The sequence below is a fragment of the Ktedonobacterales bacterium genome (assembly GCA_036557285.1).
Taxonomy (GTDB): domain Bacteria; phylum Chloroflexota; class Ktedonobacteria; order Ktedonobacterales; family DATBGS01; genus DATBHW01.
On sequence record DATBHW010000047.1, the window covers coordinates 38936 to 55799 of the forward strand.

Genomic DNA, 16864 nt, shown 5'->3' on the forward strand with positions numbered 1-16864 from the left:
TACGCTACGTGCAGCGCCGCCGTCTCGGCGGCCAATCCGTAGCGCCGCCGTCTCGGCGGTGCTACAAGTGGCAGCCGCCTATACCGCCGCGTCTAGCGGCATCGCCGGAGGAGCATAGTGGAGGGGGAAGTTAGCTCGCCAGGAAAGCCAGCACATCGCGGTTATACTCGTCGGCGCGCTCGATAATGGGGATATGCCCCGTATCGGGATAGAGGATGAGCCGCGCGCCGGGGATATGCTGCGCCAGATACTTCCCGTTCTCCACCGGAACCAGCGGGTCCACTTCGCCATGCGCCACCAGCGTCGGGACGTGAATCTGGCCCAGCCGATCAGAGGCATTATGTGCCGTACACGCCTGTAACTGGCGCATATACGCCTCGGCGGGCTGCGGGCGATAGCGCGCGTTTTCGACAATGCGCTCCATGACCTCCGGGTGACTCTCGGCGTAGCCCGGAGCCATGATCATAGTATAGCTCTGGCGGCTCACTTCGCCAGGGTCCATCCCCCGCCGATCCCGCCCCAACATCGCCAGCATCTCCGGCCCAGGCTGCACATGGGTTGGCCCACCGGCAGAAGTAGCGGTCAGCACCAGCTTTTCCACCAGCGCCGGATGACGCAGCGTCAGTTCCAGCGAGATGAAGCCCCCCATCGAAATGCCCACGATATGGGCGCGCTCCACGCCCAGCGCCTTCAGCACCGCCGCAGCGTCATCCGCCTGATCCGCAGTGCTGTATGGGCCGGACGCCAGATCGCTATCACCAGTATCGCGGTGGTCCAGCGCAATCGTGCGGTACGTCTGCCCAAAGACCTTCAACTGCTTAAACCACCCCAGCCGCTTCGAGCCAAGGCCCGTCAGCAATAAGACCGTCCCTTTGGGGTCAGGCGGGCTGACCTCATCATAGGCCATCGCGCGCCCAGCAAGCATCACTTTCGAGGGGGTTTGGACCTGCATGGTTACTCCTTCTTGTGGAAACGCCCGGTCAACGTCCAGATTTTGGCGTCCGCGCGGGCAGCAGAGGACGCCGAATAAGGCTCGGAATGCTGGGAACATCTACATCGTCGGGAAGATTCCTGGCCTCTTCGGCGGCGCGCGCGCTCTCTTCGCCCGCCTGAATACATTGCTGCGCCAGTTCCAGCAAGCCGTTGGCAATCTCTTCCGCGCGGGATGCGGCCATGCCCAGCCGACGCGCCACGCGCTCGTGCGCCTGACCATCCAGCGGGCCTGACGATAGGTTCCCCGTTCCCGCCCTGGTTGCATCCGCCGATGCAGGCGCGGCGGCAGGCATCCTGGGCGTCGTATCGCCCGCGCGCAGCCCCGCGAGCCGCTCCAGCATCTGCAAGGCGCTCAGCCCCGTCTTCTGCTCCGCCGCTGGCTGAGGCGCAGCGGGCGGCTGGGGCGCAGCCGAAGCGGGCGCCTGGCCCGCGCCCTGGATTTCTGGCAGAGCAGCCGTCTCCTGAATGGTGCGCGCCAGGCGCTGAGCAACCTCAGCCGCCGTCTGGATCGTCGCCGCCGCTGTGTGCAGCCGCTCAGCCTGCCTGGTAAACTGGCTGATCAGCAGATCGCTGTGCTGGCGCACCTGGGCTAGCTGGGCCGGATCGGCCCTGGGCGCGCTGCGCAGCCGTTCCTCCAGCCCCTCGCGCTCGGCCTGCAAACGCTGCTCGTGCATCTGGCGCTCGGTGAGCAACCGCTGTTCGACGGTATGCAGCGCAGCCTCAGCCGCCGCCACACGCGCCTCAGCGGCTTGCGCCTGCTCCTGCAATCGCTGGCGTTCGCGCTTCCATTGTTCCTCAGTCGCCTGCGCCACCTGGCGCTCCGAGTGCAGGTGCCCTTCCAGCGTCTGCGTCATCTCCTGCGCGGCCTGGCGCTGCAACTGCGCCTCTTGCTCCAGTTCCTGGCGGGCAGCCTCCAACTGCTGCTGCGCCTGGTAATGTTCTTCCTCATATTGTTGGACCGTCATTTGCAAACCGATCAGCCGCGTGCGCACCTGCACGACGCTCATCATCAGCCCATCCAACGGAGAGCCGCCGGGCGTGGGCAGTTCCGGCAAATCGTGCATTTCGCCCAGCGCCAATCGCCCCAGCGCATCCGTCAAAACGCGAATCAGGCGCGTCTCGCGGCCACGATCACGGTCATTGAGTTGACGGTCCATTCCCTCCAGTAAGCCGTTCAGGCGATCAGCCAGCGGCGTCAGTTCGCGGTCCAAAGCGCCTACCCGCGCTTGATAGTCGCCGTAGCCAAAGCGCGCCAGCGTCTCCATCACGTAGTTCAGACTCTCCTGGCGCGCGCGCGCCTGAATAAGCTGACTGGAGCGCAGCTGATCGACTCGCTCCTCTGCCAGCGCCACATCGCGCTCCAGCGCGCGGCGCTGCTCTGCCACCTGGCGCGACTCAAAGAGGCTCACCAGATGGCGCGCGCCAATCAGCGCCACCAGCAGGCTGGCGCACACCAGCGCCACCAGCATCTCTGTGGGGCTGCTGGCCCTGGTCAGCGCGTGCGCCAGAATAACGCCCACCACCACAACGGTCAGCGCAAAAGGCAAGGCCATCCAGATGCCAGAGCCTTCCTCATCGAGCGCAGACTCCTCTTCATCGGCTGACTTGCGGCCCCCGCCGCGCAGACGCAGCAGCGCGCCCAGGCCAACAGCCAGGTAGCCAGCGTTCCAGACAGCCTGAAGGGGCGAGTTGGAAGGCGCGAGTTGACCAGGCGTCTGGACTATGCTGACAAAATCAGCGCCGACCAGCAGCAGCATCGCCAGCCCCAGGATACCCAGCGCGCTAGAGAGGGGGCTGTGTCCCGCGCCCACCGAGCGCAGGGCAAAGGTCAGCCCGCCCAGCAGGAGCAGGTCACTGACACAGATAGCCAGCGTCGTCAACTGCCCGGCGCTCAGCGGGCCATCCGTCACCAGAGCGAGCGGAACCAGCACAAAGTAGATTACCGCCGCCATCCCCGTGCCAACCACCAGCAGGCCATCGAAGAACCGCCCCAGCCGCGTCAGCGCCTTCGTACCCTGCGTGGGCGGGGGAAAGAGCAGAAATGCCAGGAAAAATCCGATGCTCTGGACGATCAGCGCCAGGCTCGCCACCGAAGGATAGCTTCCCGCCAGGCTTACGGGGAGATTGGTATTGGATGAAGCCGGAACAAAGCGGGTTCCTTGCGCCACCAGCACCCCCAGGCAGGCCAGGCCCAGCAGCACCCACGCGCCGCGCTCACGCCCCTGCAACGCCACGCTGACCAGTAAGCAGCTTCCCAGCGCAAAAAGCCCGCTAATCATGGGAACGCCTAGCTCCACCAGCCCTAAATGCGTGCCGCTGGAGAGCGCCAGGGCCAGCGCCAGAAAGCCTTCGGCCACCACAGCGAGCAGCACGCCTCCGGCCAGGGGCAGCCGACTGGCCGGAGAGGATACAGCGGAGGGCCGCGCATCATCGGGCGGTTCCCCTGTCTCAGCGAACATATCTGATCTACCAGGAAAAATAGACATGAGGTCGCCTCTTCTGAGTGCGGTATTCCCTTTCCATCTGAGCGGTTGGCGCTATTCTAGCTACTCAGCCCTCTTCCGTCAAGCATCTAGTACCTATCGGGGATTGCCACTTGTACCGCCGCCTTCCAGGCGGCTCAACGCTGCGCCAGGGCGAGCGTGCGCCCTCCAGGCCACCGTACCAGCAAGCCAGCGTCCAGCCGCCAGGATGGCGGCTGTCACTTGTAGCGCCGCCATCCTGGCGGCTAGTCGCTTACCGCCTATACCGCCAGCCCCCTGCGCTCAGGCGGCCCGTTCCGTCTGCACAGCCTGACGCCAGACCCGCGCCAGCGCCCCCTTGAAGCGCCGCTGCGCCGCCTCCACTCCCTCTCGCTGCTCCAGCGCGCCATACCCCTGCCCGATGCGCACCAGGCTCACCGCCAGCGCCCAGTAGCGCACCTCCCACGCCAGCCAGCCGGGCCGCCGCATTGCCGCCTCTGGCGCTGCGGTCAACTGCACCAGCCGCCGCAGTTCCCCCACCAGCAGCCACCCCAGCCAGGCGTCACTGCGCCACGCCTCCTGCCGCTCGAAGGGCTGCCTCCGCGTCTCGGCGGCGAACACCTCCGCCACTTCCTGCTCGTCCTCGGCGCTCAGCGCCGCCAGCCCGCGCCCCTGGCGCGCCGCCAGCAATGCCGCCAGCCAGGGGCCAAGCGCCTCTGCCACCTGCCGCGCCAGGGGCAGCATGGCCCACACCGGCCCCACCGTCCGCCGCACTTCCTCGGGCCGAATGCCCGACACGCCCGACCCCAGCCAGGCGACATACACCTGCCACCGCTCCCGAAAGGCTCCACGCCTGGGTCGTTCTCCTTCTGCCTTTGCCTACGCATCACCAACACACCGCCTCCCAGGCACAAGCGGCCACCCCCACACAGGCCCACGCCCGGCCAGCGCGCGGAGGGAAAGCGCCGCGTGGGAGCTTTGCCCCCACACAGCGCAGGCGCTGTGTGGGAGCTTTGCCCCCACACAGCGCCTGCGCTCGCACACCCGGCACCGTGGCGTCCCAACCCGCCAGGAGATGGCCGCTCAGGAAGATTGACCCATCATACCAGGATGGTACAATCCCACACAGCCCCATCTCCTGGTCTTCCCAGGTCTGGGGTATGATGCGGCAGCGATATGACGCTGACCGCATCAGCCGTTCTCATGCTGGAAATGTGCTGCAACGCTCCCATCAGGGAGCGTCTGCTGCTATCCTACCGTACCGCGTTCGCGCCTGTCAAGCGTTTAGGACGTTTGGGTTTCCACCACCTATCGGGGCCGCGCCTGTACCGCCGCCGTCCCGGCGGCCCACCGCTGCGCCAGGGCGAGCGTGCGCCCTCCAGGCCACCGTCACTTGTAGCGCCGCCGTCCCGGCGGCCACCGCTGCGCCAGGGCGAACGTGCGCCCTCCAGGCCACCGTCACTTGTACCGCCGCCATCCTGGCGGCTCAACGCTGCGCCAGGGCGAACATGCGCCCTCCAGGCCACCGTACCAGCAAGCCAGCGTCCAGCCGCCAGGATGGCGGCGCTACCAGTGAAGGCCGCGCGCGCTGCGGGCGGGGAGTCCCTGAAGAGGGACTTGGTGGCGGCGTGCCGCCTCCAGGCGCGGTTTTAACCGCCAGCCTCTTATCAGAGCAGCGTATCTAACCAGGCGGCAATGCCCGCGCCTACCTCCTGTTCATGCCCGCTGTACGGGTGATTCGCGCCCACGAACAGTCGGGTATCAACGCGGCTGGCAGCCGTCGCCTGGCTCCGAATGCGTTCTAGCTCTTGCGCGCCGCCAACATCTCCCCCGGTCCCATAGAACAGCAGCAGCGGGCAGCGAATCTGCCCAATCAGCGGCTCCGGTGTCGTCACGCCAAACATACCAAGCGCCGCGCGAGCTTCAGGGGTCCAATCGAGCAGCGTTCGGGCGCTGAGCGTGCCATCCGGGCCAAACGATCCCCAGGGCAGCAGTTCGCTGCCGCGCCCTTGCTCAACCAGCCGCTGCGCTGTCGCACGTACCTCAGCGGCGATAGGCGGGAATGTGATCGGCGCAGGTGAAGCGCAGACCAGCCCCGCAACCTGTGGATGCTGGCGCTGCGCTTGATAGGCGACGATTTTCGCGCTGCCCAGGCTATGCCCCAGCAGCGCGACACCCCGAAACCCAAGGCCCAGCGCGAAATCTACCCACGCCCCAATATCCAGCGGGCAATCTTGAAAGCGTTCCCAGCCAGCCCCAATGACCGTGTAGCCGCCGTGTTGCTCGACGATCTCGCCAAAGGCCCAGCCGCGATTATTGCCCGTCACAGACGCATAACCCTGACCAGCCAGCGCCCGGCTGACCAGCAGGTGCAGCGGATGCGCGAAACTGATGTCCCAGCCGGGGACATGCACCACCACGACAGGCTTGCTGGGTCCGATGGGCCGGATAACCGCCCCGTTGAGCCGTATGCCATCTTCACTCTGAATCCAGACTAACTCTTCGCTATAGGTCTTCTCCATAAATGGCCCCTTCTTATGGTACACTCTCTACTAGAGAGATAGAGGCGCAAACGCGCCAGCATGTTTGCCCATCCCCTTGCCCGAAGAGAGGAAGCAGGCGCCGCAATGTTCAATCACGCTTCAATCAGCGCCGTCAACGGTTCGACCTTCTCTGAACGATTTGTCAAACCCCTCTACGACTCCTATTGCTTCTCCAACCTGCCCGCAGCCATTGCCCGGCTCCTCACCGGCCAGGGGCCATCTCCTCTGCCGCCCGATGTTTTCGGTGATCTGCCCACCCGCTATGACACGGTGATTTTTCTCTTTGCTGACGCCTTTGGCTGGCGCTTCTTCGAGCGTTACGCCGACCAGTACAGCATCCTCAAGACGATGATCACAGACGGCGTGGTTTCCAAACTCACCTCCCAATTCCCCTCCACCACCTCCGCGCATATGACCACCATTCATACCGGCCTGAACGTGGGGCAGAGCGGAGTCTATGAATGGTACTATTACGAGCCGCTCGTTGATACGATCATTTCGCCGCTGCGCTTCGCCTATGGCAGCGATAGAAATACGCCCGACACCCTCCGGCGCTCTGCCGTCCCGCCGCCTGCTTTTTTCCCTGAGCAGACGCTGTACCAATCGCTCCAGGCGCAGGGGGTCGCCTCCCATGTCTTCCAATGGCATCACTACGCCCACTCGACCTACAGCGAGATCGTTGGCCGGGGCGCGGCGCTCCACGCCTACACGTCGCTTCAAGAAGCGTTCTCCAGCCTGGCCGAACTCGTAACGGCCAGAGTCGCAGGCCCGACCTATTATTTTCTCTACTTTGACCGCATTGACAGCATCGGCCACGCTGCCGGACCAACCTCAAAGCGTTTCGACGAAACCGTCGAAAGCTATCTCACCGCCCTTGACCAGTGCTTGTACCAGCGGGTGCGCGGCAAAGCGGGCAAAGCCCTGTTGATCCTGACCGCCGATCATGGGCAGGTGGATGTGGACCCGCTGGCAACCTGCTACCTCAATCTCCAGATCCCGGAACTGGCGCGCGCCTTCAGAACGAACGCGCAAGGCGCGCCAATCGTCCCGGCAGGCTCCCCACGCGACATGTTTCTCTATATACAGGAAGAGCAGCTTGCAGAATCGCTTGCCCTGCTCCAGCAGCGCCTGGCAGGCAAGGCCGAAGTCTATCCGGTTCAGGAATTGCTCGCGCAGGGCTTCTTCGGGCCACAGGCACCATCGCCAGCGTTGTCAGGCCGCCTGGGCAACGTCGTCATTCTGCCCTACGCGGGGGAAACGGTCTGGTGGTTGGAGCCAGGCGTCTATGACATGACCTTCTTTGGGCATCATGGCGGGCTGACGCCCCACGAAATGGAGATACCGCTGCTGCTCTTGCCGCTCTGACACGCGAGCATACGCGTGTAGCGCCGCCGTCCCTGGCGGCGAACAGCTACGCTCTAGTTCCCCCAAACATGCGGTGTTGCCAGGCGAGGCGTGGTACTTGTAGCGCCGCCTCCCTTCGGGAAGGGCCGCTTGCCTCGGCTGGGCCTCGGCAGTCTCGCTCCCGGTGGTCGCTCGCGCGTCCCTCCTGGCGGCTCAACGCTGGCCTACTGGTGTGTTGGCCCGCAGGGCGAAAGCTCGCCCTGGCGCAGCGGTGGCCTGCTGGTCCGGTGGCCTGGAGGGCGAACGCTCGCCAGGCGCAGCGTTGGCCGCCAAGATGGCGGCGCTACAAGTACCATGCCTCGCTTGCCAACACCTCAGATTTGGTAGAACCCCCTTACTCCTGCCTACTGGACAAGCACTCCCTGGCCCCCATATAATACTCTAAACAACATCAGCATTACGCGCGCAAAAGACCCTATGCCTATGGCCCCCTGCCAGCAACGCTGCTGCTGAATCTTGGTGAACTATGAAGACGCGACAAGCTACCCCAGGAGAATGTAATGAGCAACGCAACGCAGCCTGCTCCCGCGCTGAAGCGTACACCACTCTACGACCTGCACCTGGAATCGGGCGGGCGCATGGTCGAGTTCGGCGGCTGGGAAATGCCGGTACAGTATCGCGGCATTATCGAAGAACACCAGGCCGTTCGCACCCGCGCCGGGTTGTTCGATGTCAGCCACATGGGCGAGTTCCGCATCGAAGGGCCGGGCGCGCTGGACTTCTTGCAGCATCTCGTGCCGAACAACGTCGCAAGGCTGGCAATCAATCAGACGCTCTATACCCAGCTTTGCCTGCCCAGTGGTGGGACTATTGACGATTGCACCCTCTATCGCCTGGCTGAGCAGCGTTTTCTGCTCGTCGTCAACGCTTCCACCTGCGACAAAGACTGGGCCTGGGTCAACCAGCACGCCACCAGCTTTGATCTGACCACGCTGGAAAACGCCACCGACGAAATCGCCCTCTTTGCCTTCCAGGGACCGCAGGCCGAGGCCATCCTGCAACCTCTCGCAGACACCGACCTGGCTGCCATTCCGTATTATCATTGCCTCCCCGGAGCCATCGCTGGCATCCCCGCGCTGATCTCGCGCACCGGCTATACCGGCGAAGACGGCTTCGAGTTGTATCACCATGCCACAGATGCCCCGGAGCTATGGCGCGTCATTCTGGAGGCCGGACAGGCCAGCGGCGCGCTGCCGATTGGCCTGGGCGCGCGCGATACCCTGCGGCTGGAAGCGGGCTTTTGCCTTTATGGACACGAACTGACCGAAGAGATCACCCCGCTGGAGGCCGCGCTGGGCTGGAGCGTGAAGCTGGACAAAGGCGTTGATTTTATCGGGTGCGAAGCACTGGCACGCCAGAAGCAGGAAGGGCTGAAGCGCAAGAGGATCGGTATCGAGATGACGGATCGCAGCGTGCCACGCGCAGGCTATGCCCTGCTGGCAGACGGCCAGCCGGTGGGCGAACTGACCAGCGGCACACTTGGCCCCAGCCTGAATAAGACGATTGGCATGGGCTACGTCCCGCCTGACTATGCGAAAGCAGGAACGGCGCTGGAAGTCGAGATTCGCGGCAAGAGGGTCGGCGCAGCGGTCGTCTCCCTGCCATTTTATAAACGCCCTCGATAATCAGACCAAATGATACGCCTGTTTCTGACGGGCGAAAGGAGCGACAAGCAGCATGGCAAAACTCATCCATCCCGCTACCCTGCGCTACGCCGACACCCACGAATGGGTGCGTGTCGAAGGCGATGAGGCGGTGATCGGCATCTCGGATTACGCCCAGGACTCGCTGGGCGATGTCGTCTATCTGGACTTGCAGAGCAAAGTCGGCCAGCAGGTGAAGCAGAGCGGGCATTTCGGCGACATCGAGTCGGTGAAAGCAACCTCTGAACTCTTCGCCCCCGTCGGCGGCGAGGTCGTGCGCGTCAACGACAAGCTCTCTGAACAGTCCGAACTGGTGAATACGGACCCCTATGGCGACGGCTGGATGCTGGTCATCAAAATGAGCGATCCCGCCGAAGTGGACAGGCTCATGACCGCCGAGCAATACGAAGAATTTCTCAAGAGCGGGCATTAGGCTGGCGTGGGTTTCCGACGGAGTAGATCATATGAACACCTATGTTCCCAACACCACTGCCGATCAGCAGGTCATGTTACGCAGCCTGGGCGCAGACAGCATCGAAGACCTGCTGCAAAGCATCCCCAAAAGCCTGCGGCTCAACCGCCCGCTGAACCTGCCGCCGGGCGCGAGCGAACTGGAACTGCGCCGCATTCTTGGCAGGATGGCCGCCAAAAACAGCGACCTGGACCGCGCGCCCGGCTTCCTGGGCGCGGGCATCTACGACCACTACATCCCGGCGGTCGTCCCCCATCTGGTCAAACGCTCCGAGTTTTACACCTCCTACACGCCCTACCAACCGGAAGTTAGCCAGGGTATCCTCCAGGCTATCTACGAGTTCCAGACGTTGATGTGCCAGTTGACCGGCCTGGACATCGCCAACGCCTCCCTCTACGACGGCTCAACCGCCGTTGCCGAAGCTGCCCAGCTTGCTGTCGGCCCCACAGGCCGGGGTACGGTGGTTATCTCTCGCGCCGTTGATCCGCAGTATCGCGCCCTGGCGCACACCTACGCGCACGCGCGCGGCTACGAGATCAAAGAGGTTGGCTTCGATCAACAGACCGGCGCTACCGATCTGAAGGCGCTGGACGCTGCGGTCGAAAGAGACACCGCCGCCGTGATCATCCAGCAGCCCAACTTCTTTGGCGCGCTGGAAGACACACAGGCCATCGAAGCGATCACCCACAAAGGCAAGGCGCTCTTTGTCGTCGCCATCAGCGAGCCGTTCTCGCTGGGCGTGCTGGAAGCGCCGGGCCATTACGGCGCTGATCTGGCGGTGGGCGAAGGCATGGCGCTGGGCAATCCCGTCAGCTACGGCGGCCCCGGCGTGGGCTTCTTCGCCGCCAGGAACGAATATATGCGCCGCATGCCGGGCCGCCTGGCGGGCAAGACGGTTGATACTCACGGCCAGACCGGCTATGTCCTCACGCTTCAGACACGCGAGCAGCACATCCGCCGCGAGCGCGCCACATCGAATATCTGCACGAATCAGGCGCTGGTGGCGCTGGCCGCGACGGTCTATCTGGCCTCGGTGGGCAAAGCGGGCTTTCAGGACGCGGCCAGGCAATCGCTCCAGAAAGCGCACTACGCCTATCAGCGCATCAGCGAGGTTCCGGGGTTCCAACCGGCTTTTACCAGTCCTTTCTTCGATGAGTTTGCCATGCGCTGCCCGATGCCCGTCCGCGACCTGAATCGGCGGCTCATCGAGCAGGGCTTCATCGGCGGCTATGGGCTGGACAAAGCCTATCCAGAACTGGAGAACGTAGCCCTCTTCTGCGTGACCGAGACACGCACCAGAGACGAGATCGATCAATTTGTGGATGCCCTGGCGAGGATCACGCAGACGGCGGGGGTTGCTGGCGGTTAAAATCGCGCCTACGGGCGGCCAGCCACTTGTAGCGCCGCCTTCCAGGCGGCCAACGACTCGCCGCCAGGGACGGCGGCGGTACAGGCAGAGGTCGCCTGTACCGCCAGCCTCCGTGCTGGCGCGGGCGGGGGAGGGTGCGGCGCTGCACGCGAACGCCGCGCTCGCGCCTGTTATTGAGGGCTTGCTATTGCTTATTATCAAGGAGTCTCTCTCATGAGTACCGAACCGCTCATTTTCGAGATCGGCGCGCTGGGTCGGCGCGGCGCAACCCTGCCCGCCCTGGACGTACCCGAACAGCCCATAGATGATCTCATTCCGGCGGCCCTCCAGCGCAAGACGCCCGCCCCACTGCCCGAAGTCAGCGAGATCGAACTGGTGCGCCACTACACCCACCTCTCGCAGCGCAACGTCGGCGTAGACTCGATCTTCTATCCCCTCGGCTCCTGCACCATGAAATACAACCCCAAGATCAACGAAGAGATGCAGGCGCTGCCCGGCTTTGCCCGCATCCATCCTGCCCAGGATGAATCTACAGCGCAGGGAGCCATCCAACTGCTCTACGAGCTAGAACAGTACCTCTGCGAGATCGCGGGCATGACGCGCTTCACGCTCCAGCCCGCTGCCGGCGCGCATGGCGAAATCACCGGCCTGATGGTCATCAAAGCCTATCACCAGAGTCGCGGCGACACCAGGCGCAATATCATCCTCATTCCCGACAACGCGCATGGCACCAATCCCGCCAGCGCCACCCTGGCAGACTACCTGACCGTCGAAGTCCCCTCTGACCGGCGCGGCAATATGGACATAGCCGCGCTCAAAGCCGTCCTGGCCGAGCGCGGCAGCGAAGTGGCCGGCATCATGATGACCAACCCGAACACCCTGGGCGTCTTCGACGAGAACATCGAGACGATTGCTCGCATGGTGCATGAAGCGGGCGGTCAGCTCTATTATGACGGCGCGAACGCGAACGCCATCCTGGGCATCACGCGCCCCGGCGACATGGGCTTCGATGTCGTCCACCTCAACCTGCACAAGACGTGCAGCGTGCCGCATGGCGGCGGCGGCCCTGGCGCTGGCCCCATCGGCGTCAAAGCGCATCTCGTCCCCTTCCTGCCCGGCCCGCTGCCCGCAAAGAACGAACAGGGCTATTATTGGGAAGAAGCTGGCGCGCCATCCATTGGCCGCGTGCGCGCCAACTACGGCAACTTCCTGGCGCTCGTGCGCGCCTACACCTATATTCGCTTTCATGGCCCCGACGGCCTGCGGCATGTCAGCGACAGCGCCGTCCTCAACGCCAACTACATCATGCACGCGCTCAAGGATGTCTACGAACTGCCCTATGATCGCGCCTGCATGCACGAATGCGTGCTGTCGTCCCGCCGCCAGCGCGAGGAGTACGATGTCCACGCGACAGACGTTGCCAAGCGGCTCATAGACTTCAACATCCATCCGCCGACCATCTACTTCCCCCTGATCGTTCCCGAAGCCCTGATGATCGAGCCGACGGAGACAGAGACCAAAGAAACGCTGGACAACTTTATCGCGGTCATGCGCCAGATCGCAGAGGAGGCACAGACCAACCCCGCCATCCTCCGCGAAGCGCCGCACCACACCCCCGTTGGCCGTCTCGACCAAACGCAGGCCGCCCGCAAGCCCGACCTGTGCTGGCTAGGAGCCTGACATGCCACTGGTAGCGCCGCCTTCCAGGCGGCCTCTGCCTGTACCGCCGCCGTCCCTGGCGGCCAACCCGCTGCGCCAGGGCCAACGTTCGCCCTCCAGACCACCTGACCAGCCGGCCAACGTTGCGCCAGCACGGAGGCTGGCGGTACAGGCGCTCCCCACCCCGCCTGTACCGCCGCCGTCCCTGGCGGCGCTGCCAGTAAAACGCCCTTCTTCAAGGGGGTCCTGGATAACGGCCCTGAATCGGCACGAGAATTGCTGACGGACTCCCAGAGAAGCCATACTTCCAGGCAGGAGCCTGGAGGCATGCTGTACTGATGAGGCTGACCAGAAAAAAAGCTTCCGGGTTCTGGTCTTTGTCAACGCGCAGCGGAGACAGGACACCTCCGAGAGATTCTCATGAACATCGTGCGCCAATCCGAATCGAACTCCCCGCCTCCCCTGGACAACAAAAAGGGCATGCCAGACAAACCCACGCGGCGCTTTTGGCTGGCAGTGGCGCGCTGGTTCCGCGTGAACACCTTTGCCCCGGCCTGGCTGGGCGAACGCTGGGGGCATCCCCTTTGGGGCATCCTGGCGGCTCTTCTCTTGCAAGGGGCTGCCATTACCCTCACGCTGCTGCTGGAGAAAGTCTTCCCCGCCTATGTTTTCCAGAGCGTCCTCTCCATGCTGGGCGTTGCAGTGATCGCGCTTTCCTGGGGCGCGGGTCCAAGCGTGGTAGCAACCATCATTGGCGCTCTCCTCATAGAGTTCGTCGTTTTGCCTCCGTCGCTCAACTGGATTCTCCATACTGGCAGCGAAGTGATTGGCGTCGCGCTTTACCTCCTGGCCGGTTCGGTCATCAGCGCCCTGGCGAGCCAGACCGAACGGGCGCGCCGGAACGCGCAAACCCTGGCCGCCTCGCTGGAGAAAGAACGCGCCCGACTGGAGACGGTTCTGGAAGCCATGCCCGATGGGGTCTCCCTCCACGATGCGCAGGGAAACATCGTCTGGCTCAATCGCAAGGGGCGGCTGAATATTGGATCGGCGGACGAACAGCCTCCCATGGCGCACATGCCACAGGTCTACGCAGTACGTACCTCTTCAGGCGCCCCTTTAACCGTTGAAGAACTGCCTCTCGCCAGGGCGCTCAAGGGCGAAACCATCGAAAGCGTGGAATTGTCTTATCGCGGCAAGGGCCAAGAGCATCCGTGTACGATGAGCGCCGCGCCCTTATTCGACGACCAGGGCCGGGTGGAGAACGTCGTAATCGTTGTCCATGACATCTCTGCCCTGCGGCATGCCGAAAGCGAGGCGGCAAAACGGGCCAGCGAACTTGAAGCCATCTTCGAGGCTATTGCCGATGGCGTGATGGTTTACGACACCGAAGGGCGGATTCTGCGTATGAACCCGGCTGGACAGGCCATGCTCGCCCGCATCACGCCGCTTGATACAGCTACCCTGACCCTGCCGGAACGCCTCGAAAGGGCAGGCGGGCTGCGCGATGAGCGCGGCGCTCCGCTGCCCCAGGCTGACTGGCCCCAGTTCCGCGCCTTGCGCAGCGAGGTTTTGACCGGCTCCAATGCGCCCGACATCCTCGTGCGGCTGCTCGATGGAAATGAGATGGAACTCAATGTGAGTGGTGCGCCCATCCGCACGCAAAACGGGCAGGTGGCCGGAATCGTTTGCCTCTACAGCGACGTGACCGAGCGACGGCGGCTGGAACGACGGACACAAGAAGCATTGGAATCGCTGCTGCTCATGGCAGAGGCGCTGGCACAGGTTCCGCCTGCCTTCCTCCCTGGTGAACAAAACGCCACGCCGCCGCCCAACGAGGCAGCCCAACGCCTGGTTGAACTCACCCGTCGCGTCCTGGGCTGCCAGCGCGTGGGCATCCTGGCGATTGAACCGGAGACCGAACTCGAACGCCCTATTGCCGCTGTCGGGCTAAACCCGGAAGAGGAACTGCGCTTGTGGACCGAGCAGCAGAAAATACCGCTCAGCGCAGCCCGCGACCCAACCCCCTCGTCGCGCCTGCATGCCGGAGAGATCGTCATCGTCAATAGGTCGGAGCCTCCCTACCAGGGCAAGCCCAATCCTTACAACACCCAAACGGTGCTGGTCGCGCCAATACGCATCGGCGAGCGATTAATCGGCATCCTGGGTCTGGATTACGGCAGCGTCCCGCATTCCTTTACCAGCGAAGAGATCGCTCTGGCGGGCGCTGTCAGCCAACTGGGCGCGCTGGTTCTGGAGCGCGAGCGGCTGATGCGCGAGCGGGGAGAGGCGCAGGTGAAAGTGCTGGCCTTGCAAGAAGCAACCCAGCGGATGGACGAATTCCTCAGCGTCATCAGCCACGAACTCCGCACCCCCGTCACCTCCATTAAGATCGGCATCCAACTGCTGCTCAAGCGCATCGAGCGCCCGGCCTCCGACGACCAGATCAGCCCGGATCGCCTCCAGAGCCTCCTCCAGCGCCAGGAGCGCGGCCTCCAGGTCACTGATCAACAAATCCGGCGGCTGACTCACCTGCTCGATGACCTGATCGATCTGTCGCGCATTCGCACCGGCAAGCTGGAGATGCACGTCGAAGTGTGCAACCTGAGCGCGCTGGTGCGCGAGATGGTTGAGGAGGAGCAGCTAGCCCACCCGGACCGCATCATCAAGCTAGAGCTACCCCCGGACGCGCCTCTCCAGGCGCTGGCGGACCCGAACCGGATTGCGCAAGTCCTCACCAACTACCTGACCAATGCCCTGAAATACTCTCAATCTGACCAACCTGTCGAGGTTGGGCTGCGTATCGAAGGGCGGCAGGCATGCGTCTGGGTGCGTGACCACGGGCAAGGCATCTCTCCGGCGGAACAGGCGCGTGTCTGGGAACTCTTTCATCGCGTCCCCGGCATCGAGGTGAAAAGCGGATCGGGCATCGGGCTGGGGCTGGGGCTGTACATTAGTAAGATGATGATCGCGCGCCATCACGGAAAGGTGGGAGTCAAGAGCATCCCAGGCCAGGGGTCCACCTTCTGGTTTACCCTGCCGCTGGCGCCTGTGCCAGCACAGGCGCTGGGAGACGCCCCAACAGCCGTGAATCAACAGCCGTGAATATGATAAGCAATCTGCGCCGTTCCGTCTTTTCCAGAGGCGTTCGTCGTAATCGTGATCGTGCCATCAATATTGCCCACACTTGCCGTCACCTTGACAGTCACCTCATCTGTTCCGCTGTTCGGTGGCCCAAAGAGGCTGCCGTTGGAGTGGTCCAGCGACACTGGTTTCGCAGAATTGCCCACCGGATTCACCCTGGCCGACCAGGCAAGCGTCTTCCCGCCAACATTTTTGAGGATAAAGCCGCTGCTCCCCTTACCGGGGCAGGGAACGATGAGCGGGTTCCCTGTTACTCGTAATTGAGGAGGGTCGGCGCTGAGCGTCGCTGTGGGCTGCGGCGTGATCGTTGGCAGCGTAAGCGAAAACGTGGGAATAGCCGATGGCTCGATGCCAGAGCTTTCCTGTGGGCTGGAACTCAGCCCCAGATAAATGACCCCCCCCGCCATAATCCCCAGGATCACAAACACCATCACAAAGCTCACAACTACTCGTGGCCGAGGTGCTTCACCGTCCGACATCCGGCCCGGTCCATTGAGGCTGCCCAGGCCCAACTCGTCCAACAGCCGGTCCGCTACCCTCTGGCGCGCGGGCGGCGCTGATGGGCGTTCAACCGGCGCTCGCCCGCGCCCTGGCGGGTCCACAGCCATCTCCTGCTTTGGAGGCGGCAAACCCATCTCATCAAAAAAGTCGTTCCTCTCTGGCCTGGCCGCTTCCCTCCTTGGGGGCATCGCAACAGGGGTAGAAGCTACGGCGGGAGCAGCCTTAGCAGGAGCAGGCTGGCTTGGCGCTGAAGAGGCGATCTCCTGCCACTGGCGGCGAATGCTGGCGAGCGCGCTGTGCAGCCGGAAAAGACCGGCAACCGGGCTATCTGGTTCCGGTTTACTGGGCGGAGGCGCTCCACCCAGCAGCGCCCCGGCCAGCCCCTCTATCTGCCCAATATGATCGCCGCTGCTCAGCAGGTGGCTGAAGAACCGTTCCAGAAGCTCAGAACGCGGACCCTCCTCACGGTCAAACTCAGCCTCCAGTCCCGTCAAGTCTGACCAGACGACGCTCCGCAGGCTCTCCACCTCTTCCTGGCCCGCCGGATCGACTGCCTTTGCCGTATCGAGCGTGCGCAGCGCCTCTGTGACCGCCATCTGGACCTGTCGAGAAAGCTGCTGAACAGACACCTCTGACGCCCTGCCTGGCTGATTAGATCCCATCGCCCGATGTTCCTT

General features: G+C 63.7%; 14 protein-coding genes. 8 read left to right on the forward strand and 6 right to left on the reverse strand.

The window, feature by feature from the left end; genetic code table 11:
- Positions 1–130: 130 nt before the first annotated feature.
- The 4 genes from VH599_14265 to VH599_14280 all read right to left on the reverse strand — a co-directional run bounded on the left by VH599_14265 (position 131) and on the right by VH599_14280 (position 4647).
- Positions 131–952, reverse strand: a complete 822-nt coding sequence (locus VH599_14265; GenBank protein HEY7349476.1) for an alpha/beta fold hydrolase — start codon at positions 950–952, stop codon at positions 131–133.
- A gap of 28 nt (positions 953–980) precedes the next feature.
- Complete coding sequence (locus VH599_14270) at positions 981–3479, reverse strand: hypothetical protein (protein HEY7349477.1); 2499 nt, start codon at positions 3477–3479, stop codon at positions 981–983.
- A 279-nt stretch (positions 3480–3758) separates the two neighbouring features.
- Complete coding sequence (locus tag VH599_14275) at positions 3759–4280, reverse strand: hypothetical protein (GenBank protein ID HEY7349478.1); 522 nt, start codon at positions 4278–4280, stop codon at positions 3759–3761.
- Between the two features lie 61 nt (positions 4281–4341).
- On the reverse strand, positions 4342–4647 hold the full coding sequence (locus VH599_14280) for a hypothetical protein (GenBank protein ID HEY7349479.1): 306 nt from the start codon (positions 4645–4647) through the stop codon (positions 4342–4344).
- On the opposite strand from VH599_14280, the gene VH599_14285 reads away from it, so the two are divergent.
- Positions 4616–5140, forward strand: a complete 525-nt coding sequence (locus VH599_14285; protein HEY7349480.1) for a hypothetical protein — start codon at positions 4616–4618, stop codon at positions 5138–5140. The two genes, VH599_14280 and VH599_14285, sit on opposite strands and share 32 nt — an antisense overlap.
- Here VH599_14285 and VH599_14290 read toward each other — a convergent pair.
- A complete protein-coding gene (locus tag VH599_14290; protein ID HEY7349481.1) occupies positions 5123–5977 on the reverse strand; it encodes an alpha/beta fold hydrolase in 855 nt (284 codons plus the stop codon). The two genes, VH599_14285 and VH599_14290, sit on opposite strands and share 18 nt — an antisense overlap.
- Before the next feature lie 105 nt (positions 5978–6082).
- On the opposite strand from VH599_14290, the gene VH599_14295 reads away from it, so the two are divergent.
- From VH599_14295 to VH599_14325, 7 genes are all read left to right on the forward strand, one after another.
- A complete protein-coding gene (locus VH599_14295) occupies positions 6083–7363 on the forward strand; it encodes an alkaline phosphatase family protein (GenBank protein ID HEY7349482.1) in 1281 nt (426 codons plus the stop codon).
- A gap of 539 nt (positions 7364–7902) precedes the next feature.
- Positions 7903–9027 (forward strand): glycine cleavage system aminomethyltransferase GcvT, encoded by a 1125-nt coding sequence (gcvT, locus tag VH599_14300; protein ID HEY7349483.1) that lies wholly within the window; start codon positions 7903–7905, stop codon positions 9025–9027.
- A gap of 52 nt (positions 9028–9079) precedes the next feature.
- Positions 9080–9478 (forward strand): glycine cleavage system protein GcvH, encoded by a 399-nt coding sequence (gene gcvH / locus VH599_14305; GenBank protein ID HEY7349484.1) that lies wholly within the window; start codon positions 9080–9082, stop codon positions 9476–9478.
- A 31-nt stretch (positions 9479–9509) separates the two neighbouring features.
- Positions 9510–10886 (forward strand): aminomethyl-transferring glycine dehydrogenase subunit GcvPA, encoded by a 1377-nt coding sequence (gene gcvPA / locus VH599_14310; GenBank protein ID HEY7349485.1) that lies wholly within the window; start codon positions 9510–9512, stop codon positions 10884–10886.
- A gap of 213 nt (positions 10887–11099) precedes the next feature.
- A complete protein-coding gene (gcvPB, locus tag VH599_14315; GenBank protein HEY7349486.1) occupies positions 11100–12566 on the forward strand; it encodes an aminomethyl-transferring glycine dehydrogenase subunit GcvPB in 1467 nt (488 codons plus the stop codon).
- 1 nt (position 12567) lies between these two features.
- Positions 12568–12828 carry a hypothetical protein gene (locus tag VH599_14320; protein ID HEY7349487.1) on the forward strand — a complete coding sequence of 87 codons (261 nt, stop codon included), beginning with the start codon at positions 12568–12570 and terminating at the stop codon, positions 12826–12828.
- A 137-nt stretch (positions 12829–12965) separates the two neighbouring features.
- Positions 12966–15647 carry an ATP-binding protein gene (locus VH599_14325; protein HEY7349488.1) on the forward strand — a complete coding sequence of 894 codons (2682 nt, stop codon included), beginning with the start codon at positions 12966–12968 and terminating at the stop codon, positions 15645–15647.
- Here the strand turns inward: VH599_14325 and VH599_14330 are convergent.
- Positions 15635–16849, reverse strand: coding sequence for a hypothetical protein (locus tag VH599_14330; protein HEY7349489.1), 1215 nt, complete (start codon positions 16847–16849; stop codon positions 15635–15637). The genes VH599_14325 and VH599_14330 overlap by 13 nt on opposite strands.
- Positions 16850–16864 lie beyond the last annotated feature (15 nt).